The sequence below is a fragment of the Gemmobacter nanjingensis genome, from assembly GCF_014652195.1.
GTDB lineage: Bacteria > Pseudomonadota > Alphaproteobacteria > Rhodobacterales > Rhodobacteraceae > Gemmobacter > Gemmobacter caeni.
The window spans coordinates 120493-141752 of sequence record NZ_BMYI01000001.1 but is presented as its reverse complement, the minus strand read 5'-3'; the positions used below and the strand labels follow the sequence as shown (position 1 = coordinate 141752).

Here is a 21260-nt window from a genome sequence, read left to right as displayed (position 1 = left end):
GCAAAACGGAACGGGGGAGAGGGTCGCGCCCCGAAGTCACCGCCAACTGCTGCCGATTTGGGCAGTGCCGTCCCCGGACGCATTGCATCCGGCAAGGGATGTGCCGGACAACCATGGCGTGCGGCGCAAGAGACGATGGGAACCGGCGGCAAGTCTTCCCGCGCCTGACCCGCGGACGATTCGGGAATCCGTGGGCTGGTGCTGACTCCGTCCCGCGCCTGCATCCGGCGCGGTCCGTTGCAGATTTGGGGCGCAGAATGAAAAACGCCCCGCAGAGTGCGGGGCGTCCGGGTCGGCTTTGGCCGCGATCAGGCTTTTTCCAGCTCGAACGCATCGTGCAGCGCCTGCACGGCCAGTTCCATATACTTGCGGTCGATCAGGACCGAGATCTTGATTTCCGAGGTCGAGATGACCTTGATGTTCACGCCCTCGTTGGCCAGCGCCTTGAACATCTTGGCGGCGACACCCGTATGGCTGCGCATGCCGATGCCAACGACCGAGACCTTGGCGACATCGGTGTCGATGATCAGCTCGTCATATTTGATGACGCCGGCGGCGCGGGCATCTTCCATCGCCTTCTTGGCGCGCTCGACCTGGTTGATCGGGCAGGAGAAGGTCATGTCGGTGACGGCGCCGGGATGGCTGTCGTCATAATCCTTCTCGCTGATGTTCTGAACGATCATGTCGACGTTCACGCCCGCCTCGGCCAGCGGGCCGAAGATGGCCTGGGCCACGCCCGGACGATCCTCGATGGTGAAGAGGGTGATCTTCGCTTCCTCGCGCGAGAAGGCGATGCCCGAGACGACTTTCGATTCCATGATTTCCTCCTCGTCGCAGACCAGGGTGCCAGAGTTTTCGTCGGTATCCTCGAAGGACGACAGCACGCGCAGCCGCACCTTGTAGCGCATTGCCAGTTCGACGGACCGGGTTTGCAGCACCTTCGCGCCGAGGCTGGCAAGTTCCAGCATTTCCTCGAAGGCGATCTTGTTCAGCTTGCGCGCCTTGTCAGACACGCGGGGGTCGGTGGTGTAGACGCCATCGACATCGGTATAGATATCGCAGCGTTCGGCCCCGAAGGCGGCGGCAAAGGCCACCGCCGTAGTATCCGAACCGCCCCGGCCCAGCGTGGTGATGCGGCCCTCGGCAGACAGGCCCTGAAAGCCCGCGACCACGGCAACCTTGAAGCCTTCGGCGAATTTCGCGTCGATATTCTCGCGCGGGATCGACACGAACCGGGCCGAGCCATGCGCCGAGGTGGTATTGATCGGCACCTGCCAGCCCTGCCAGGACCGGGCGGGCACGCCCATCTCCTGCAGGCGCAGCGCCATCAGACCGGCGGTCACATTCTCGCCCGAGGCCACCACCGCGTCATATTCGCGGGCGTCGTAAAGCTTCGACGTGCCCTCGACCCAGCCGACCAGTTCATTGGTCTTGCCCGACATGGCAGAGACGATGACGATCACGTCATAGCCACGCTCGACCTCGCGCTGCACCTTCTTCGCGGCATTTTCGATCCGCGCGAGATCGCCCACCGAGGTGCCACCGAATTTCATCACCAGAAGCGGCATGGCCAACCCCCGTTCTGCCATTAAAACCGCGCGTTCCATACCAGAAGCGGGGGGGGATGCAAGCGCGCTTTCCGATGGGGAAGGCGGTTCAGTCCAGCCGGAAGTTCACCGGCTGCAAGGGCGGCGGCGCGGCTTCGCCCAGATGCGGCGCGAGACCGATCTCGGCCAGACGGCAGATCGCATCCAGAGGCAGCGCATTCGCTGTATTGCCAAAGGGATGCGCCAGTTCCTCGGTCACCTCGGCCAGGCCGAAGAAAGTATAGGCCACGATCAGCGCGAAGACCGGCGTCAGCCAGCCCGCGGGTTCTACCAGCGCAAGCGGCAGCAGCAGGCAATAGAGCCAGCTCGTGCGGAAGACCAGCAGGGAATAGACGTAGGGCAGCGGCGTTGCGCGGATACGCTCGCAACCGGCCTGTGCAAGGGCGATGCCGGACAGGCGGGCCGAAAGGGTGCGGGCGCCGAAGCCGTCCAGCCGCCCGTTGTGGCGAGCCTCGGCCAGCAGGCGGTTCATCGCATCCAGCTTCACATCCGGGCCTTCGCCCGCCGGAAGCGGCAGGCCGCGCAGCGCACTGCGGTGCAGATGCAGGAAATCACGCATTGACCGCAGCAACTGCATCCGGATCTCGGTGTCGTCGAGAAACAGATCCGCTTCGCGCGCGAGGCTGCGGCTGTCGGCCAGAAGCCCGCCCCAAAGTTTGCGTGCCTCCCACCAGCGGTCATAGGCCGCATTGTTGCGAAAACCCAGAAACAGCGACAGGGCGACGCCGAAAACCGCGAAGGGGGTGGCGCTCAGATGTGGCAGCGGCATGACGTTGTGATCCCACAGCATTGCAGCCACCGCCAGCACGCCCACCAGCGCAAGCTGCGGCGCGATATGCGGCAGGACCGAACCGCGCAGGGCGAACAGCAGCTCTGCCGTGCCGGGTTTTTCGCGCAGGATCATCGCGGCCTCCGTCTTTCCTGCCCTTGGATCGGCCCGAAGCCGCCATCCGTCAAGGCCGGAGCCGACAGGGCCGCGCCTGTCTGCGACGGTCTCAGGCCCGTGCCGCGCCGAAATGGTGCAGCGCAGCCACCGCGCAGGAGGCGAGCCGCGACATCGGGCTGTCTGAACGGGAGTTGAGGATCACCGGCACCCGCGCGCCCATCACCAGCCCCGCGCCTTCTGCATGGCTGATGAAGGCAAGCTGCTTGGCCAGCATGTTGCCTGCGTCGATGTCGGGCACGACAAGGATATTGGCCCGCCCTGCCACGCCGCCCTGCAAACCCTTGGTGCGGGCCGCGCCGATATCCACCGCATTGTCCATCGCCAGCGGCCCGTCGACCAGCCCGCCCCTGATCTGGCCGCGCTCGGCCATTTTCGACAGCAGCGCCGCGTCGATGGAGGACTGGATGGCGGGGGTCACGGTTTCCACCGCGCTCAGCACACCGACACGCGGCTCCATCCCCAGTGACAGCGCGAGGTCGATGGCGTTCTGGCAGATGTCCATCTTGGTGGTGAGGTCGGGCGCGATATTGATGGCGGCATCCGTCACCATCACCGGCTGCGGCTGGCCCGGCACATCCATGACGAAGATATGGGTGAAGCGGCGGCCGATGCGCAGGCCTGTGTCGCGGTCAAGCATCGGGCGCAGCAGGTCTTCGGTATGAAGGTGCCCCTTCATCACCGCGGCCGCGCGGCCTTCATGCACCAGCTTGCAGGCCATGGCCGAGGCCGCCGCATCACCCGAGGTCACGTCGATCAGTTCGAACCCCGAAATATCGGCGCCGGTTTCCGCCGCCGCCGTGCGGATCGCGGCCGCCTTGCCGATCAGAATGGGGGTGATCAGGCTTTCCCGCGCCGCCAGCAGCGCGCCGCCCAGTGAATTGGCGTCATCGGGGCAGACCACGGCTGTGGGCAGCGCGGGCAGAGGTCGTGCGCGATCCAGAAGCGCATCGAAATGCCGGTGGCGCTGCACGATGAGGCCCGGAACCTCGATATCGTCGCGGCGGAATTTCACCGTGGGCGCCTGTACCTCGGCCTCGCCCGACAGCAGCAGCGCATCGTCGCCGGTGCGGCGGATCTCGGTCCCCAGACGCAGAACGTTGTCCGAGCGCTTTTCCAGCACGGTGACGCGGCAGACCAGTTCATCGCCCGCATGGGCCCGGGCATGAAAATCCAGCGTCTGCCGCAGGTAAAGCGTGCCGGGGCCGGGCAGTTGCGTGCCGAGTACCCCGGAGATCAGCGCGCCCAGAAACATCCCCGGCGTGATCTGTTCGGGGTGGCCATCACCATCGGTATCGGCATTGGGCAGGTGCATCGGGTTATAGTTCCCCGAGGCGGCGGCAAAGACATAAAGATCGTCGGGTGTCACCAGTCGCCGGATTTCGGCGCTGTCGCCTGCGGCGATTTCGTCAAAGGTCCGGTTCACCATATGCATCGGCATCTCCCTTGCGTGGGCAGGGGATGGGTGACCGGGAATCGGGGCGCGGGTCAAGCCGTGGCGCGACGGCAGGCCCATGCAAAAGGCCCGGAGATGCCTCCGGGCCCTGCAAGTCAGCGGAAAGGGAAAGGATCACTCCTTCGCGCGTTCCACATAGCTGTTGTCGGTGGTGTTGATCACGATGCGGGTGCCGACGCCGATATGCGGCGGAACCATCACGCGAATACCGCCGGTGCAGATCGCGGGCTTGTAGCTGGACGAGGCGGTCTGACCCTTGACGACCGGCTCGGTCTCTTCAACCTCGACGGTAACCTTTTGCGGCAGTTCGATCGACAGTGCCACGCCCTCGTGGGTCAGGATCCAGACGCGGATACCGTCGCGCAGGTGGACCTTGGCATCGCCGACGACATCCTCGGACACGGCGATCTGCTCGTAGCTCTCGGGGTTCATGAAGTGGAAGCCTTCGCCATCCTCATAGAGGAAGTCGAATTCGTTCTCGTCGACATGCGCCTTTTCCACGCTGTCCACGGTCCGCCAGCGCTCCTGCACTTTCACGCCATCCGAGATGCGGCGCATCTCGACCTGGGTCACCGAGTTGCCCTTGCCCGGATGCACGTTTTCGGCGGCGATCACGACATGCAGCACGCCGTTGAGGTCGATCACGTTGCCCTTGCGGATCGAAGAGGCGATCACTTTAGCCATTGTTACGGTCCTTGGTTGGAATTGAGACAGGCTCTGGCGCCCGGATGGCGAAGCGCCTAAACCATCCGCGACCCGATTTCCAGAGAAAAGCCCGCGAAATGAGCCCGACACCCTGGTGGAACCCCGCGCGCCACGCCGACCGCCGCCCCGCGCTGCTGGCGCGTGCCCGCCTTCAGGCCGCGCTGCGCGGCTGGTTCGCGGGGCAGGATTTCCTTGAGGTCGATCCGGTGGCGCTTCAGGTCAGTCCCGGCAATGAGGCGCATCTGCACGCTTTTGCCACCGAGGCCATTGGCAACGACGGGCAGCCGGTTCAGATGTATCTGCATACCTCGCCCGAGTTTGCGATGAAAAAGCTGCTGTCGGCGGGGGAGGAACGGATCTTTGCTTTCGCGCATGTCTGGCGCAACCGCGAGCGCGGGGCGCTGCACAGCCCGGAATTCACCATGCTGGAATGGTATCGCGTGGGTCAGGATTACACGGTGCTGATGGAGGATTGCGCGGCGATGCTGCGGCTTGCCGCCGAGGCGGCGGGGGTCACCACATTACAGTATCGCGGCATCACCTGTGATCCTTTCGCGGCGCCGGAACGACTGTCGGTGGCCGAGGCGTTCGGGCGTTTCGCCGGGATCGACCTGCTCGCGACCTGTGACGGGGCGGAGACGGATGCCGCTGCCTTGCGTGCGCAGGCGCGCGCGGCAGGTATCAAGGTGCGGGATGACGACACCTGGTCTTTCCTGCTGTCCAAGATCCTTGTGGAAAAGGTCGAACCCCATCTGGGCCATGGCCGCGCGACGATCCTTGACCGCTACCCGACCGCCGAGGCCGCACTGGCGCGGCGTTGCGCCGATGACGCCCGCGTGGCGGAACGGTTCGAGATCTATGCCTGCGGGGTGGAACTGGCGAACGGGTTTGGCGAGTTGACCGACCCTGCCGAACAGCGCCGCCGTTTCGAGGCCGAGATGGACGAGAAGCAGGGCATCTACGGCGAACGTTACCCGCTCGACGAGGATTTTCTGGCAGCGCTCGCCTTCATGCCTGCGGCCAGTGGTATCGCTCTGGGGTTCGACCGGCTGGTGATGCTGGCGACCCATGCGCCCCGGATCGACGACGTGATCTGGACCCCGGTCGCGGGGGGCTGAACCTGCCGCGCTGTCGCATTCGCGGGCAGTTGCCGCGCGAACGGGCAGGGCAGCTCAGGGTGCCGTAAGGTCATTTCATGTTTTTTGCCCTGTGGTAAGAAAACCTTACCGAATGCTATCTTGCCGCGCAGAAAACGGTTCTCAAACCCGTTTGGGGCCGCTAGGCTGCCCGTCGACACCGATGGCGCGGCAGATCCGGCCGCGTTGTGCAATGAGGAGGAACGGATGGATCGTCGGAAGTTTTTGAGGAATGCGGGTCTTGGCGGTTTGGCAGCCGGGGGGCTTGCGGCACCGGCGCTGGCGCAGGAGGCTCCGAAGGTGACGTGGCGCCTGACCTCGTCCTTCCCGAAGTCGCTGGATACGATCTATGGGGCGGCCGAAGTGCTGTCGCAGCGGATTTCCGAAGCGACGGACGGCAATTTCACCATCCAGTGCTTCCCGGCGGGCGAACTGGTTCCGGGCCTGCAGGCCGCTGACGAGGTGAGCGCGGGCAACATCGAGGCCTGCCACACCGTCGGTTACTATTACTGGGGCAAAGACCCGACCTGGGCGGTGGCGGCGGCTGTGCCGTTCTCGCTGTCGGCGCGCGGCATCAATGCCTGGCACTACCATGGCGGCGGGATCGACCTTTACAACGAATTCCTGGCCGACAAGAACATCTTCGCGCTGCCGGGTGGCAACACCGGCGTGCAGATGGGTGGCTGGTTCCGCAAGGAAATCAACACCGTCGAGGATCTGAAGGGCCTGAAGTTCCGCGTTGGCGGCTTTGCGGGCAAAGTGCTGGAAAAGCTGGGCGTCGTGCCGCAGCAGATCGCCGGCGGCGACATCTATCCGTCGCTGGAAAAAGGCACCATCGACGGCGCCGAATGGGTCGGCCCCTATGACGACGAGAAGCTGGGCTTCTACAAGGTGGCGCCCTACTATTACTATCCCGGCTGGTGGGAAGGTGGCCCGACCGTCCACTTCATGTTCGGCAAGGCCGCCTATGAGGGGCTGCCGAAGAACTATCAGTCGCTGCTGCGTTCGATCTGCCAGGGTGTCGATGCCGACATGCTGCAAAAGTACGACTACAAGAACCCGACCGCGATCAAGAGCCTCGTGGCCAATGGCACGCAGCTGCGTCCGTTCAGCCCCGAGATCCTGAGCGCCTGCTTCGACGCCGCGAATGAGGTCTATGCCGACATGGAGGCCACCAACCCGGCCTTCGCGAAGATCTGGCAGTCGATCAAGGCGTTCCGTTCGGAGAACTACACCTGGGCGCAGATCGCCGAATACAACTACGACACCTTCATGATGATGCAACAGAACGCGGGCAAGCTGTAAGTCTTCCCCGTTTCGTAGCCGGGGGTCATCCGGCGCGAACAACCTCTCCCCCGGTTCGGAAGGACCGGGGGTTTTTCTTTGTCACGGTCCGGGACGCGATCTGATGTGATGCGCTGAGATGGAAAAGGCCCCTCCCGGTCGGGAGGGGCCTTTGTGCTGTCGCAAGGGGTCGCGATCAGTTCTGCGGCTGGGGTTCCGGTTGCCCGATGGCAGGCGCGCCCAAAGAGGGTTGGCCCAGAGACGGCTGGCCCAGAGAGGGTTGGCCGAGTGAGGGTTGGCCGAGTGAGGGCTGGCCGGGGGCGGGGGCCGGGGTGCCGCCGAGATTCGGCTGACCCAGGCCGCCACCCAGGCTACCCGGTTGGCCGAGACCACCACCCAGACCACCACCAAGTCCGCCGCCGCCGAGGCTCGGCATCTGCGGCAGGGTGATGGTGACATTGGTGGTATCCACCGGCTTGCCCTTGTAGTGCATCACCAGCCCCGGGAAGCCGATCACGACGGCCACCATCACGATCTGGATGAACACGAAGGGTACGGCCCCCCAGTAGATCTGCCCTGTCGTCACCGGAGCGGTTTCCTTGCCGGTTACCTTGTCGATGTAGGGCAGGCGTGGCGCGACCGAGCGCAGGAAGAACAGCGCAAAGCCGAAGGGTGGGTGCATGAACGAGGTCTGCATGTTCACGCCAAGGATGACGCCCAGCCAGATCAGGTCGATCCCCAGCGCCTCAGCCGGGGCAACAAGCAGCGGTACGATGATGAAGGCCAGCTCGAAGAAATCGAGGAAGAAGGCCAGGAAGAACACCAGCACCGACACCACGATCAGGAAGCCCATCTGCCCGCCCGGAAGCGAGGTCAGCAGGTGTTCCACCCAGAGGTGCCCGTTCACGCCATAGAAGGTCAGCGAGAAGACCCGTGCCCCCAGCAGGATGAACATGACGAAGGCAGACAGGCGGGTGGTCGAGGCGAGCGCCTGGCTGATGACCGGCAGGGTCAGCCGCTTCTTGGCCGCCGCCAGAACCATGGCGCCCACCGCGCCCATGGCGCCGCCCTCGGTTGGCGTGGCAATGCCGAGGAAGATGGTGCCGAGCACGAGGAAGATCAGCGCGAGCGGCGGGATCAGCACGATGATCACCTGTTGCGCCAGACGCGACATGACCCCGATTTTCAGCGCCTTGTCCAGCAGAGCCGCCAGATAGACCAGGCCGATGCCGATGGTAGGCGCATAGATGTCGGCATTGGTGCCGACCTTGGGGTGCAGCCAGTGGAAGGCAGCATAGGATAGTGCCGCGCCGACCGCGATGGCCACCAGCAGCGAGGTGACGCCCGAGCCGAGTGTCCGCGCCTCCAGCGGCAGGGCGGGCATCGACTTTGGCCGGAGGATCGACATCACCAGCACATAACCGAGGTAGATGCCGGTCAGCACCAGACCGGGCAGCAGGGCACCGGCATACATGTCACCCACCGAACGGCCAAGCTGGTCGGCCAGAACGATCAGAACGAGGCTGGGCGGGATGATCTGTGCCAGGGTGCCCGAAGCCGCGATGACCCCGGAGGCGATGGAACGGTCATAGCCATAGCGCAGCATGATCGGCAGCGAGATCAGGCCCATCGCGATCACACTGGCCGCCACCACGCCGGTCGTCGCCGCCAGCAGCGCGCCCACGATGATCACCGCATAGGCAAGACCGCCACGAACCGGCCCGAAAAGTTGACCGATCGTATCCAGCAGATCCTCGGCCATGCCGGATCGTTCAAGCACGATCCCCATGAAGGTAAAGAAGGGGATGGCAAGTAATGTCTCGTTCGACAAGACCCCCCACAGCCGGTTCGGCATCGTGTTCAGCAGAGGCCAGTCAAGATTGATCGCCCCACCGGACAGGGGGGCGAGTTCGACCCCGATGAAGAAGAACAACAGCCCGTTCGCCGCCAGCGAGAACGCCACCGGATAGCCCAGCAGCAGAAACACCACCAGTGACACGAACATGATCGGCGCAAGGTTCAGCGCGATGAATTCCATCATTTGACGTTCTCCCGCGCCATTTCCTCACCTTCCAGTGTCGCTGCCGCATGGGAGGACACGAAGGGAGAGGGATCGGGTATCATGCCCCGCATCACCGCGATTTTCTTGATGATTTCAGAGACGCCCTGAAACGCCAGCAGCACGAAGCCTGCCAGCAGCAGGGCTTTGGCGGGCCAGAGGATCAGACCGCCCGAATTGGTGGAAACCTCGCCGATGCGTACCGAGCGCTGTACATAGGGCACCAGATACCAGACCATCAGAAGCACGAAGGGCATCAGGAACAGCAGATGGCCCAGCAGGTCGATCCAGTGCTGCACGCGCCGCGACCACAGGCCATAGACGATGTCGATGCGCACATGTTCGTTCTGTTTCAGCGTATAGGCCGCAGCCAGCAGGAAGGCGGCGCCGAACAGATACCACTGCATTTCCAGCCAGGCATTTGACGAGGTGCTGAACGCCTTTCGAACGATGGCATTCGCCGCGCTGATGATGACGGCAACCAGGATCAGCCACATGACTGATTTTCCTATAAACTCGTTGATACGGTCTATCGCGGCAGAGACTGCCAGCAGGCTCTTCATCTCGTAGATCCCCCCATATAAAGGCGCCTTTGCGGCGCTCATACCTCAGTTTGCCGAAATTGGTAAGAAAAGTTTTCCAAAATCGGGGATCGGGTTTTGCCCTAGCTTCTTTTTCATGGATTTTTGTTCGGAAACCAAGGGGGAAGTGGCGGAAATCCCTCCTGCATTCCGGTTCGGCGACCGCACATGCCGCTGCGGTTCTTGAGTTCCTCCCCCTTCGACCCTAAACCTATGGGACGCAACAAAGGAAGCCATTCATGCGTGTCTCTAGCGATCTTGCCGCGTCGATCGGCAATACCCCCCTCATCCGCCTGCGCAAGGCGAGCGAGCTGACGGGCTGCGAGATCCTCGGCAAGGCCGAGTTCATGAACCCGGGCCAGTCGGTGAAGGACCGCGCGGCGCTGTTCATCATCCGCGACGCCGTGGCGCGCGGCCTGCTGAAACCTGGCGGCACGATTGTCGAGGGCACGGCGGGCAATACCGGCATCGGCCTTGCCCTGGTCGGCGCCTCGATGGGCTTCCGCACCGTCATCGTGATCCCCGAGACGCAGAGCCAGGAAAAGAAGGACATGCTGCGCCTTGCCGGGGCCGAACTGGTGCAGGTGCCTGCGGCGCCCTACAAGAACCCGAACAACTATGTCCGTTATTCCGGTCGTCTGGCCGAAGAACTGGCGCGGACCGAACCGAACGGCGCGATCTGGGCGAACCAGTTCGACAATACCGCGAACCGTCAGGCACATATCGAAACCACCGGGCCTGAGATCTGGGAACAGACCGGCGGCAAGGTGGACGGGTTCATCTGCGCCGTCGGGTCGGGTGGTACGTTCGCTGGCGTTGGCATGGCCTTGCAGCCGAAGGGCGTGAAGATCGGTCTGGCCGATCCCGAGGGCGCGGCGCTGCATGCCTTCTACACCACCGGCACGCTGGATTCGCCCGGCTCCTCGATCACCGAGGGGATTGGTCAGGGCCGGATCACCGCCAACCTCGAAGGCTTCACCCCTGATTTCAGCTATCGCATCCCCGATGCCGAGGCGCTGCCCATTGTCTTTGACCTGCTGTCGGAAGAGGGGCTGTGCCTTGGCGGCTCGTCCGGCATCAACGTGGCGGGCGCCATCCGCATGGCGCGCGAGATGGGGCCGGGCCATACCATCGTCACCGTGCTTTGCGACTATGGCACGCGCTACCAGTCCAAGCTGTTCAACCCCGCCTTCCTGAAGGACAAGGGGCTGCCGGTGCCGGAATGGCTGGACGATGCCGGGCGCCGTCTGCCCGAAGTCTATCAGGACGCCTGATCGCAATGGTTCGTCCGGGGTTCCTGCGGTCACAACCGCTCGCGGTTCTGGCCTTCGTTCTGGCTTTGGCGTCCGGCATCGGTGCGGGCGCCGGATATGCCCAGGAAGGGCAGGGCGCCGATGCGCCTGCTTCCGCAGAAACACCGGCACCCGCAGAACCGCAGGGCCAGCCGCCCGCCGAACCGGCGATAGATGCGGCGAAGGTCGGGGCGGGCGCCGCCCCCGCGATGGGAGGGCTGAGCAAGAGCCAGACCGCCGGGTCGACGACCGGCGGCAAGTCGATCACGGTTTCGACGCCTGACAGCGCCAAGGTCGATTACGCGGCCTGGGAACAGATGGGCCAGCGCGCCGACCGCGCCCTGGCCGATGCCAATACCTCGAACAACGGGCTGGAACTTCTGCGTGGCCAGCTTGTTGCCTGGCGCACCAAATTCCAGACTGCGCAGACTGCCAACAGTTCGCGGATCACCCGCCTTCGCGACCAGATCTCTGCCCTGGGGCCGGTTCCGGCCGAAGGCCAGTCCGAGGCGCCGGAAATCGCGCAGCGTCGGCGCGACCTTTCGGAGGAGCTGTCGCGGCTTGAGGCGCCGGGGCGCGCGGCGGAAGAGGCCTATCGCCGGGCCAACGGGCTGATTGCGCAGATCGACGCCGTTTTGCGCGACCGGCAGGCCAAGCAACTGCTCAAGCTCTGGCCCAGCCCGGCCAATCCGGCGAACTGGGAGGATGCGGCCATTGCCGTGCGCGATACCGGCGCAACGATCTGGCGCGACCTGACGAACAACTGGCAGCGCGCCGACCGCCGGGCCGAGATGTTCGATACCCTGCCGGTGATCGGTATTCTTCTGGTCATGGCGGTGGTGCTGATCTGGCGTGGCCGCGTCTGGATCGAACGCTTTGCCAACTGGTTGCAGGGCCCCAGCCGATCCGGCCGCTGGAGCCGCGTGCTTGCCTTCATCGCCTCGCTGGGCCAGATCGTCGTGCCCTCGGTGGGTGTGATCATGGTCGCGGTGGCGGCGCTGGCGTCGAAGATGTTCACCGGCATGGCGGCCAGTATGGTCGAGGGGCTGGTGCTGACCGGCATCACTCTGTTCACCGGCATCTGGCTGGCGGCGCGGGTCTTCCCGAAACATCCCGATGATGGCGGCCCGCTGGGCTTTCCGGTGCAGACCCGGATCGAGGCGCGCTTTCATGTGCAGTTCATGGGGCTGCTGCTCGGCCTTGGCTCGCTGGAAACCGCGATCTTCCCGCCTGCGCAGCTGAGCGAAGCTGCGGTTCCGGTGATGAGCCTGCCGTTGCAGCTGTTGCTCAGCCTGACGCTGTGGCGTTTTGGTCATCTGGTGAACCGCTGTGCGGGTCAGCAGGCCAGCGACGGGTCCGTGGCAGGGGCGGCAGATGCCGGACGCTTCCGGCTGAGCCTGATCCAGATCATCGCGAAATTCGTCATCGCACTTGCCGTTGTCGCGCCCGTTCTGGCGCTGATCGGCTACAGCTCTGCCGCCAGCGCGCTGCTGTTCCCGGCCACGGCTTCGCTGTTCCTGATCGGCCTGCTGCTGATCCTTGTGCAACTGATCGGCGACCTCTGGGGCGCCGTGGTGCCGGGTGACGAGGATACCGCCGGGCAGGGGCTGCTGCCGGTGCTGGCGGGCTTTCTGCTGACGCTGGTGTCGCTGCCGGTCTTCGCCCTGATCTGGGGCGCGAGGATCGAGGATCTGGGCGAGTTGTGGAACCGCTTTGCCCAAGGGTTCACCATTGGCGAGACGCGGATATCACCGTCGAACTTCGTCTATTTCCTGATCCTGTTCATCATCGGCTATGGCGCCACCCGGCTGTTCCAGAGCGCGCTGCGCAGCTCGATCCTGCCCAAGACCAAGCTGGATCAGGGCGGGCGCAACGCCATCGTCTCGGGCACCGGCTATGTGGGGATCTTTCTTGCCGCGCTGATCGCGGTTTCCGCCGCCGGGATCGACCTGTCGGGTCTGGCCATCGTCGCCTCCGCCCTGTCGGTCGGTATCGGTTTCGGCCTTCAGAACATTGTGCAGAACTTCGTTTCCGGCATCATCCTGCTGATCGAACGTCCGGTCAGCGAGGGCGACTGGATCGAGGTCGGCGGCGTGACCGGCACGGTCAAGTCGATCTCCGTGCGTTCGACCCGCATCCAGACCTTCGACCGCTCGGATGTGATCGTGCCCAATGCCGATCTGGTCAGCCAGCAGGTGACGAACTGGACGCGGTTCAGCCTGGCCGGGCGGGTCATCGTGCCCGTCGGTGTGGATTACAGCTCTGACACCGAACAGGTGGCCCGCATCCTGCGCGAGATCGCAGAGGCGCATCCGCTTGTGGTGCTGGAGCCGCCGCCCAGCGTGGCCTTCATGGGGCTTGGTGCGGATGCGCTGAACTTCGAGATCCGCATGATCATCCGCGACGTGAATTTCTCGCTGTCGGTTCGGACCGAAGTGAATCACGCCATCGTGCGCCGCTTCCGCGAAGAGGGCGTGGCGATGCCATTCTCGCAGCGCGACATCTGGCTGCGCAACCCCGAGGCGGTGGCCGAGGCGCTGGCCGGGCTGCGGGCTGCGGTGGGCGGTGCCGGACCCGTGGCCCCCGCTGGTGGCGACGGCTCTGCCGCGCGACCGCAACCGCGTCAGCGCGACGATATACAGCTTGACCCGCCAGCCGATCCGCGCGCAGACGAGATACCGGATTTCGACGACGGGACAGAACGATGACCGACACGCCCACACGCCTGCTGTTCCGCGAGGATGCCTATCTGCGCGATGCGCCCGCGCAGGTGCTGGCGCATACGCCCGAGGGCGGCATCGTGCTGGATGCCTCGATCTTCTATCCCACGGGCGGCGGGCAGCCGGGCGACAGCGGGCGGCTGGAATGGCAGGGCGGCACGCTGGACATTGCGACGGCGGTCAAGGTCGGCCCTGCACAGATCGCGCTGGTGGCCGCAGAGCCGCGCCCTTTGCCTCCGGTGGGCACCAGCCTGCGGCAGTATCTCGACTGGGAGCGCAGGCACCGCCACATGCGTGTTCATACCGCGCTGCACCTGCTGTCGGTCGTGATCCCCCTGCCGGTGACCGGCGGCCAGATCGGGGCCGAGCGCGGGCGTCTGGATTTCGACATGCCCGAACCGCCCGCCGATGTCGGGGCGCTGAATGAGGCGCTGAATGCGCTGATCGACCGCGATCTGCCGGTGGGCGAGCAATGGATCACCGATGCGGAGCTTGCCGCCAATCCGGGGCTGGTGAAAACCATGTCGGTCCGCCCGCCCGCCGGTCAGGGACGGGTGCGGCTGGTGCGGATCGGGCAGGGCGCAGGCCAGGTCGATCTGCAACCCTGTGGCGGCACCCATGTCGCCCGCACGGCCGAGATCGGCCGCGTCGAGATCGGCAAGATCGAGAACAAGGGCCGCCAGAACCGTCGGGTCAGCCTCACACTGGCGGATTGACGCGACAGCGCGTCACGACGGCTGCGGGGCGGACTGATGCGCTTTCGCGTCAGGGCGCGTTCACAACCCGTCAGGAATGCGGCTCAGCGCCCGCTGAATGATCGGGGGGGCATAACTCATGTCATGCACGGTATCCTGGCGCACGATGGCCCGCCACAGCGCCGGATCATGGGGCAGGCGCTCCAGCACGGCTGCCGTCATCCGGTTCATCCCGTCAATGCGCCGACGCACCAGAAGCGAGAATCCGGGGTAGAAGCGCATGTTCCCCTCCAGCCCGAATTCGAAGAAATTGATGTTCGACTGGTTCTGCCGGTCCTGGCAATAGATCGACACGCCATCGAGATGCTGCCGTACCAGGCCGAAATAGGCCAGCCGGGGGAAGCGGCGCGCATTCGGATTTTCCTGCTGGGCCAGCAGATTTTCCTCGAATCCCTTGAACAGGGTGACCTCGTCGCGCGTGCGGATCAGTGCAACGTTGGTGACGATTTTTCCCTGAAACATGAATGACTTGCGCCAGAATCTGTAAACCGCGTCCGGCAAGACCTCGGGGTCCACGGGGCGCGATCTTCCGATCAGAAGCTTGTCGCGCATCTCCAGCAGGAAGCGGTCGGGGATTGACCGGCGCAGATCTTCCAGCGGTTCCAGCAGAATGCGCGCATCCACCTCGAAATGGGTGCAGATCCGTGCAAGGATATCGGGACGCGGGAAGGCCTCCCCCGCGAGGTAGCGGTTGAACTGCGTGCGGTTGATCCCGATCTGCTGGCACAGGACCGAGATCGGCGGCCCACCGTCGCAAAGTTCGCGCAGATTGCGGCCGAAGATCGAACGGACTTCGGTCGGTGACAGGGGGGCCTTGGCCATGGGTCAACCCTCGGGCGGTGGTCTGACGCTGTTCAGCGTCACTCCTGAAACAAAATCGCAGGCTTGTCCACGGTATTGATGCGGAATTCCACATGCAGCGTCAAAGAGCCTGTGCATAAATGATTGAAAGGGCAAGCTTGCCCGAAGTTGGCGCAACCTGTTCGGAGACGGAGTGTCAGATGCTTGGGGTCGTGATCTGGAACTGCCATCGCACAGGCCGGGCGATTGTCTGGTGTTCCGATCATCGTGATCTGGCGCATTACGACGGGCCGGCCGCGGGCACTGCACCGCTGCGGATCGATGTCGGGGATCTGGTTGAAATGTCCTTCCTGCCGGACAGCAGCGTGCGTCGCTGTGCCGATCTGCGTTTGATCGAGCAGGGCTACATGCCCGATGTCGTCAGCGAATTGCGCGGTCGCCGCACCGCAATCGCCGCCGCATGACCGAAGGGCGGAGCCGGTGATACAGAACCGCACCGCAGCCCCTTGCACCCGTCCCGGAACTGCGGTTATACGGCTGCAACGGACAGTTGGCCGAGTGGTCGAAGGCGCACGCCTGGAAAGTGTGTAGGCGGGGAACCGTCTCGAGGGTTCGAATCCCTCACTGTCCGCCATCATCATAAAATCTTCTGTGTTTTTATGGTCTTTGGCCGTATTATTGTGTCTCGAATTGTGGTGCAAAAGGTGCATCGTTCTGGGCGTGGCGCAGGAGGTAGCGCGACGCCTTTGGGTGCCGCTGGTCGCGGGTTCGATCCCCGCCGCCCAGACCACGGAATCACGAACGCCAGACTGACTAAACCCCGAAACCCGCACACGAACAATCAGCCGCAAAATTGCGCTGCTGCAACTTTCAGTGTAAAACACTGCAAATTTGCGTGTCAGCTATCAACCAGAGCCTCACAGCCTCGGCAAGCGCCTTATTTTATTGAGGAAAGACGGCTGGCGACGGGTAACGACACCTAGCGACGGATAGGGCAACGCACTCTCTTAAAAACCCCTATGTTTTTGTCGCGTTACAGAAAGCGCGCGCTAGTTGCATCCTACGGCCAGTCGGAGACTTCCCGCCAAAAGGGCACTGTGGCTCGAAAACGCCTTGTATCGTTGGGCTAAACGCGGTTTTCCAACAGAGCGCCCGCAGGAGCCTTCGGAAACCGTCACTGGACTGGTTCGCGCTTTTGGCCCCCTAATTTTGTCCGATGTCCCATCGTGGACATACAGGTAAGCCATAGTGCCAATCTCGCTGCGCCTATCGATAAATGCCTTATTTTATTGGCTTAAGACGGCTCGGGACACCTTACGACAGGTAACGACGCTTCAGGCCTGGCACCGCCTCTTATGGCCCCCTGTTTCTGTCGCATTACATTTCCGCGTCAATCCGCCGCCAAATGGGGGAAAGAATGGTGGAAGCTGACGACGTGAAGTCGCAGATTTGTCAGCTATTTCAATAGGTTAAATGGAAGCAAGTGGCGGAGAGACAGGGATTCGAACCCTGGGTCGGCGCAAACCGACAACGGTTTTCGAGACCGCCGCATTCGACCACTCTGCCACCTCTCCGCGTCAGGGATCGTCGTGGAGCGGGGATTTAACGAAGCATTCGGGGGCTTGCAAGACCCCTTTCACAGAAAAGTTGAAAATTGCGTCAAGTTGCTGGAATGGGGCGGAAATCCCTTCGGGTGCTTGCGTCTCGCGGTGCGATCACGTGAAGATGTGGCCGGGCTGGTTGGCAAAGGCGTGGCGACGGGTTAGCTCTGGACCTGCGGCCCGCAAACGGGCCCGATGTGGCAGGAGGTAGGCCCGTGTCGAAATTCTGCGGCCCCGTGGCGATTCTGGCCGTGATGCTGGCGATGGGGCAGGCGCCGCTTGCCCATGCCGAGGCGCCGACCGGGGCGCCGGCGGCGGGGGCTTCTATTCCGGCCGGGCTGACCGAGCTGACCCGAACCCTGCACATTGACGAGCTGATCGCGGTCATGCGGGCAGAGGGGCTGGACTATGGTGCCGCGCTGAAGACCGAGATGCTGCCCGACAAGGCGCCTGCAGCCTGGGAGGCTTTGGTCTCGCATATCTATGACCCCGGGCGGATGCAGGCCGAGTTCGAGACCGCGCTGGCACGGGAACTCACCGGCGCACCGGAGGTCATTGCGGCTGCGGAGGCCTTCTTCGGCGATGCGCGAGGCCAGAAGATCCTGTCGCTGGAGATCGAGGCACGTCAGGCGCTGCTGGATGACAAGGTGGAGGAGGCCGCGCAGGCCGCCGTCGCCCGGATGGAGGCCGAAGGCGCCCCCCGGCTTGAGGCGCTGCACCGTTTCGCCGAGGCCAATGATCTGGTCGAGATGAATGTCATGGGCGCGATGAATGCCAATCTGGCCTTCTATCGCGGGCTCAATGCGGGCGGTGCCTTTGGCGATGCCATGTCCGAAGCCGACATGCTGGCCGAGGTTTGGGGGCAGGAGGCGCAGGTGCGCTCCGAGGCGGAGGACTGGCTCTGGCCCTATCTCTCGCTGGCCTATCAGCCGCTGTCGGATGAGGAACTGCAAGCCTATCAGCGGTTTTCCGAAAGTCCCGAGGGCAAGCGGCTGAATGCGGCGGTCTTCGCCGCATTCGATGGCATGTTCGTCCGCATCAGCACTGAACTCGGCCTTGCAGCGGGGCGTCAGATGCTGGGCGAAGACATCTGACGCGGGGCCGGTCAGCGGCCGTAGGTCGCGGTCAGACTGGCACTGCCCAACGCCTGTGCGCGGGCCATGAAGCTGATCATCGCGGGGCTGGCCAGCGCGCCTTTGGGCAGGGGCGCGGGCAGGGCGTAAAGCGTGACCGTGTAATGATGCGGCGCATCGCCTTCGGGCGGGCAGGCGCCACCAAACCCCGTGGTCCCGAAATCGGTGGCGGTTTCCACGGCGCCATCGGGCATATGTCCACTGGCGCCCGCAGGCAGGCCGGTCACATCGGCGGGCAGATTGGCCACCGACCAGTGCCACCAGCCTGATCCGGTCGGCGCGTCGGGGTCATGCATCATCAGGACGAAGGCCCCGGTGCCCTCGGGCGCGCCGTGCCATGCCAGATCGGGCGAGATATTGCCGCCGGTGCAGCCAAACCCGTTGAACACCTGATCCATGCCAAGCGTGCCTGTGCCAAGCGCATCCGAGGTCAGCACCATATCGGCTTCGGCGCCGCTGGCGATCAGGCTGGCGGCCAGAAGGACGGGATAGAAGGAACGCATTGCAATCTCCTGTTGCTGGGGATGCGTCCTTCTAGCCGGTCGTGACCCCCGGCATGGCCCCGTTCCGCGCAGGCTCTGCCCCGTTCCGCTCATCCTCGGACAGCGGGAGGCGGATTTCATGCGGTGCAAGGCCGAACCGCGCCCGGAAGCGCGCCGCAAACTGCTGGGGCGAGGCATAGCCCACTTCGGCGGCGATCCGCGACACCGGGAAGGCGGTGCATTGCAGCATCCCCAGCGCCTGCGTCAGCCGGGCATCGCGCAGCAGGACGGCAAAGCTGGTGCCCTCGGCGGCCAGATGACGGCGCAGGGTGGCGGGGCTGCGCGCCATCTGACTGGCGGCGCTGTTCGCCGTCCAGTCGGCAGCCGGATCGGCGGCGATCAGGGCGCGCAGCCGGTCTGACAGCCGGACGGGGCCGGGGGGCGGCAGAACCGCCCCGTCCAGCGCCAGCCACAGCGCCAGTTCCTCCAGCCGCAGCGCCAGCACATCGGCGGGCAGAACCGCGAAAGGCGAGGGCGCAAAGAAACCGCCAAGCAGGGTCGCAGCCGGTTCAGGAAGGGCGGCCAGCGGCATCGGTCTGGCCGAAGCGGGGCGCGGTGTGGCCGGAAGCCGCGCCATCGCCGCCTCGATCGCGGTGCGTGGCAGGGGCAGGGCGCGGGCCTCGTATCCACCGCGACCGTCGGGGATATTGCAAATGGTCATCGGCAATGCCTCGGGCAGCAGGACCAGCCCGCCCTCGGGCACCGCAAGCCGCTGCCCTGCCGTGATCACCTCTTTGACACCACGGCGCACTTCGATCAGCGCGGGCATCGGCGAGACCAGGCTGTGCATCCGGGCCTGCCTGGCCTGCCGGATGATCTGTCCGGGCAGCATGGTCATAGCGGCCACCGGCGGTTGACGGCGGCGGCGGATCGGGTCAGGCAGGGATATGTGTCGGCGCGGATCATGCCTCAGCATACCCCGAAGCCCGCGACAGACAAAGCCCGCCCGCACGGGTGTTGACTTCGTATCCCTGATCCCCGATAAGCGCGCATCCCGAAGGCTCGGTCCGAGTCAGCGGGCTTATTCTCATCTTCGCCCCCCGAGGGGCGCGCTGTCCGAGGCGGGGAAACCCGGCAACACCAAACCGGCAACGGGGCGGGGCCACAGGATGCGGAAGTTCGAAAAGGAAAGACCCATGTTCGCGGTCCTCAAGACGGGCGGCAAGCAATACAAGGTGCAGGCTGGTGACATCCTGCGCGTTGAAAAGCTCGCGGCCAATGCTGGCGACAAAGTCCAGTTCAACGAAATCCTGATGGTGGGCGGTGAAACCGTCACCCTCGGCGCTCCGACCGTTGCCGGCGCTGCCGTGCAGGCCGAGGTGATTGCCCAGATCAAGGGCGAGAAAACCATCCACTACGTCAAGCGTCGCCGCAAGCACAGCTCGCAGCGCACCAAAGGCCATCGTCAGCAGCTCACCCTGCTGCGCGTGACCGACGTGCTGTCCTCGGGTGCCGATAAATCGGGCGTCATGGCTGCCACCGGCACCGCCGATGCCCGCCGCGCCGCGCATAACAACGCACCGGCGAAATAAGGAGTAACACCCCATGGCACACAAGAAAGCAGGCGGCTCCTCGCGCAACGGTCGTGATTCGGCCGGTCGTCGTCTTGGCGTGAAGCTGTATGGCGGCCAGGCTGCCATTCCGGGCAACATCATCGTCCGTCAGCGTGGCACCACCTGGTTCCCGGGTGAAGGCGTCGGCATGGGCACCGATCATACGATCTTTGCCACTGTCGAAGGTCGCGTCACCTTCAAGAAGGGCCTCAAGGGCCGCACTTTCATTTCGGTCCTCCCGGTTGCGGAGGCGGCCGAGTAAGCCGAACCGTTACAACTGGCTTGTAACAAGGGGGTCGGCCGAAAGGCCGGCCCCTTTCCTCATTTTCGCCGCCAGTGTGCGGCAGGAAGGGGAAAAAACGGCCATGGCGGCTTTGGCAGCCCTTGTGCCGGAAAGACCCCGGCCCCAAGTCGCGGGAAGGGGGAGAGTTGAAGTTATTCGTGCGATGGGCGCCGGTTTGCGCCCGGGGGCGCTTCGAAGGAGGGAAGCGATGAAGCTGGATGTGATTGCGAAGGATCAGGATTTCACCGGGATCACCGGCTTTGGCCAGGTTGTCGACGGTGTGATCGGCGCGGGCCGTTTCGTGCTGCGCCCGGTCCGAAAATCCGATGCGGGCCTGTTTGCCATGTATGCGGGCGACCGCCGCGTGGCCGAGGCGACCCGCTCGATCCCGCATCCGCTTCCGCCAGGCGCGGCCGAGAACTTCGTGACCCGTGCCATGGCGCATGACGGGCGCGAAGAGGTCTGGGTGCTGGACGGATCGGCGCATGGTCTGGCCGAGGTCTTGGGCGTCATCAGCCTCAAGCGCATGGACGAGGCGCAGTTCAACCGCGATCAAAGCGAGATCGGTTACTGGGTGGCACCTGCCTTCTGGAACACGGGCTTTGCGTCCGAGGCGGTGCGCGCATTGGTGATGGCCAATCCGCAGAAGAACCGCACCATCTTTGCCGAGGTGTTTCAGGACAATCCGGGTTCGGCCCGTGTCCTGACCAATGCGGGGTTCCAGTATCTTGGCGATGCGGAAACCTTCTCGGTCGCCCGCAATTCCAGGGTCCCGACCTGGACCTACCTGCGCAAGCTGGACTGAGAGG

At 64.3% G+C, this 21260-nt stretch carries 19 protein-coding genes and 3 tRNA genes; 12 read left to right on the top strand and 10 right to left on the bottom strand.

The genetic code is table 11. The features are described from left to right. Window positions 1-308: 308 nt before the first annotated feature. The 4 genes from IE126_RS00740 to efp all read right to left on the bottom strand — a co-directional run bounded on the left by IE126_RS00740 (window position 309) and on the right by efp (window position 4690). Window positions 309-1568 (bottom strand): aspartate kinase, encoded by a 1260-nt coding sequence (locus IE126_RS00740; protein ID WP_054304494.1) that lies wholly within the window; start codon window positions 1566-1568, stop codon window positions 309-311. 88 nt (window positions 1569-1656) lie between these two features. Further along, window positions 1657-2511 carry a bestrophin family protein gene (locus IE126_RS00735; protein ID WP_189379906.1) on the bottom strand — a complete coding sequence of 285 codons (855 nt, stop codon included), beginning with the start codon at window positions 2509-2511 and terminating at the stop codon, window positions 1657-1659. A gap of 91 nt (window positions 2512-2602) precedes the next feature. Continuing rightward, window positions 2603-3985, bottom strand: a complete 1383-nt coding sequence (locus IE126_RS00730; RefSeq protein ID WP_189379905.1) for a bifunctional enoyl-CoA hydratase/phosphate acetyltransferase — start codon at window positions 3983-3985, stop codon at window positions 2603-2605. Between the two features lie 135 nt (window positions 3986-4120). Beyond that, window positions 4121-4690: an elongation factor P gene (gene efp / locus IE126_RS00725; protein ID WP_054304491.1), complete on the bottom strand. Its 570-nt coding sequence runs from the start codon at window positions 4688-4690 to the stop codon at window positions 4121-4123. A 98-nt stretch (window positions 4691-4788) separates the two neighbouring features. Between efp and epmA the strand changes: the two genes are divergently transcribed. Together epmA and IE126_RS00715 are read left to right on the top strand one after the other, a co-directional pair. Then, window positions 4789-5829, top strand: coding sequence for an EF-P lysine aminoacylase EpmA (gene epmA / locus IE126_RS00720; RefSeq protein WP_189379904.1), 1041 nt, complete (start codon window positions 4789-4791; stop codon window positions 5827-5829). A gap of 225 nt (window positions 5830-6054) precedes the next feature. Beyond that, window positions 6055-7152, top strand: coding sequence for a TRAP transporter substrate-binding protein (locus IE126_RS00715; RefSeq protein ID WP_108129435.1), 1098 nt, complete (start codon window positions 6055-6057; stop codon window positions 7150-7152). Window positions 7153-7327: 175 nt separating this feature from the next. Here IE126_RS00715 and IE126_RS00710 read toward each other — a convergent pair whose 3' ends face one another. Together IE126_RS00710 and IE126_RS00705 are read right to left on the bottom strand one after the other, a co-directional pair. Continuing rightward, window positions 7328-9172, bottom strand: a complete 1845-nt coding sequence (locus tag IE126_RS00710) for a TRAP transporter large permease (protein WP_189379903.1) — start codon at window positions 9170-9172, stop codon at window positions 7328-7330. Next, window positions 9169-9753, bottom strand: coding sequence for a TRAP transporter small permease subunit (locus IE126_RS00705; protein WP_189379902.1), 585 nt, complete (start codon window positions 9751-9753; stop codon window positions 9169-9171). The genes IE126_RS00710 and IE126_RS00705 overlap by 4 nt, the downstream gene beginning before the upstream one ends. Window positions 9754-10010: 257 nt before the next feature. Here IE126_RS00705 and IE126_RS00700 point away from each other — a divergent pair, with 257 nt between their 5' ends. From IE126_RS00700 to IE126_RS00690, 3 genes are read left to right on the top strand one after another with little or no spacing between them, the layout of a single operon-like run. Beyond that, complete coding sequence (locus tag IE126_RS00700) at window positions 10011-11045, top strand: cysteine synthase A (RefSeq protein WP_054304488.1); 1035 nt, start codon at window positions 10011-10013, stop codon at window positions 11043-11045. 5 nt (window positions 11046-11050) lie between these two features. Beyond that, entirely contained in the window at window positions 11051-13771 is a 2721-nt protein-coding gene (locus IE126_RS00695) for a DUF3772 domain-containing protein (protein WP_189379901.1), read from the top strand. Next, window positions 13768-14499, top strand: a complete 732-nt coding sequence (locus IE126_RS00690) for an alanyl-tRNA editing protein (protein WP_189379900.1) — start codon at window positions 13768-13770, stop codon at window positions 14497-14499. Before IE126_RS00695 ends, IE126_RS00690 begins: the two co-directional genes overlap by 4 nt. Before the next feature lie 60 nt (window positions 14500-14559). Here IE126_RS00690 and IE126_RS00685 read toward each other — a convergent pair whose 3' ends face one another. Then, window positions 14560-15360, bottom strand: a complete 801-nt coding sequence (locus IE126_RS00685) for a helix-turn-helix domain-containing protein (RefSeq protein ID WP_054304485.1) — start codon at window positions 15358-15360, stop codon at window positions 14560-14562. 179 nt (window positions 15361-15539) lie between these two features. Here IE126_RS00685 and IE126_RS00680 point away from each other — a divergent pair, with 179 nt between their 5' ends. The 3 genes from IE126_RS00680 (at window position 15540) to IE126_RS00670 (ending at window position 16129) form a co-directional block, all read left to right on the top strand. Further along, the gene (locus IE126_RS00680; protein ID WP_054304484.1) at window positions 15540-15803 is read left to right on the top strand and encodes a hypothetical protein; all 264 of its coding nucleotides are present in this window, start codon (window positions 15540-15542) and stop codon (window positions 15801-15803) included. 80 nt (window positions 15804-15883) lie between these two features. Next, window positions 15884-15973: transfer RNA gene (locus tag IE126_RS00675), tRNA-Ser, on the top strand. A gap of 80 nt (window positions 15974-16053) precedes the next feature. Then, a tRNA-Pro gene (locus IE126_RS00670) sits at window positions 16054-16129 on the top strand. A gap of 694 nt (window positions 16130-16823) precedes the next feature. Here the strand turns inward: IE126_RS00670 and IE126_RS00665 are convergent. Continuing rightward, a tRNA-Ser gene (locus IE126_RS00665) sits at window positions 16824-16913 on the bottom strand. 242 nt (window positions 16914-17155) lie between these two features. Here IE126_RS00665 and IE126_RS00660 point away from each other — a divergent pair. Beyond that, entirely contained in the window at window positions 17156-18034 is an 879-nt protein-coding gene (locus tag IE126_RS00660) for a DUF2059 domain-containing protein (protein ID WP_170120558.1), read from the top strand. Between the two features lie 11 nt (window positions 18035-18045). On the opposite strand, the gene IE126_RS00655 is transcribed toward IE126_RS00660, so the two are convergent. After that, complete coding sequence (locus tag IE126_RS00655; protein WP_108129439.1) at window positions 18046-18576, bottom strand: YbhB/YbcL family Raf kinase inhibitor-like protein; 531 nt, start codon at window positions 18574-18576, stop codon at window positions 18046-18048. A 31-nt stretch (window positions 18577-18607) separates the two neighbouring features. Beyond that, complete coding sequence (locus IE126_RS00650; RefSeq protein ID WP_158640697.1) at window positions 18608-19453, bottom strand: helix-turn-helix transcriptional regulator; 846 nt, start codon at window positions 19451-19453, stop codon at window positions 18608-18610. A 298-nt stretch (window positions 19454-19751) separates the two neighbouring features. Here IE126_RS00650 and rplU point away from each other — a divergent pair, with 298 nt between their 5' ends. From rplU to IE126_RS00635, 3 genes are all read left to right on the top strand, one after another. Then, a complete protein-coding gene (rplU, locus tag IE126_RS00645; protein ID WP_108129441.1) occupies window positions 19752-20147 on the top strand; it encodes a 50S ribosomal protein L21 in 396 nt (131 codons plus the stop codon). 13 nt (window positions 20148-20160) lie between these two features. Further along, window positions 20161-20430, top strand: coding sequence for a 50S ribosomal protein L27 (gene rpmA / locus IE126_RS00640; protein WP_054304472.1), 270 nt, complete (start codon window positions 20161-20163; stop codon window positions 20428-20430). Between the two features lie 229 nt (window positions 20431-20659). Continuing rightward, on the top strand, window positions 20660-21256 hold the full coding sequence (locus IE126_RS00635) for a GNAT family N-acetyltransferase (RefSeq protein ID WP_082401149.1): 597 nt from the start codon (window positions 20660-20662) through the stop codon (window positions 21254-21256). The last annotated feature ends 4 nt before the right edge of the window (window positions 21257-21260 follow it).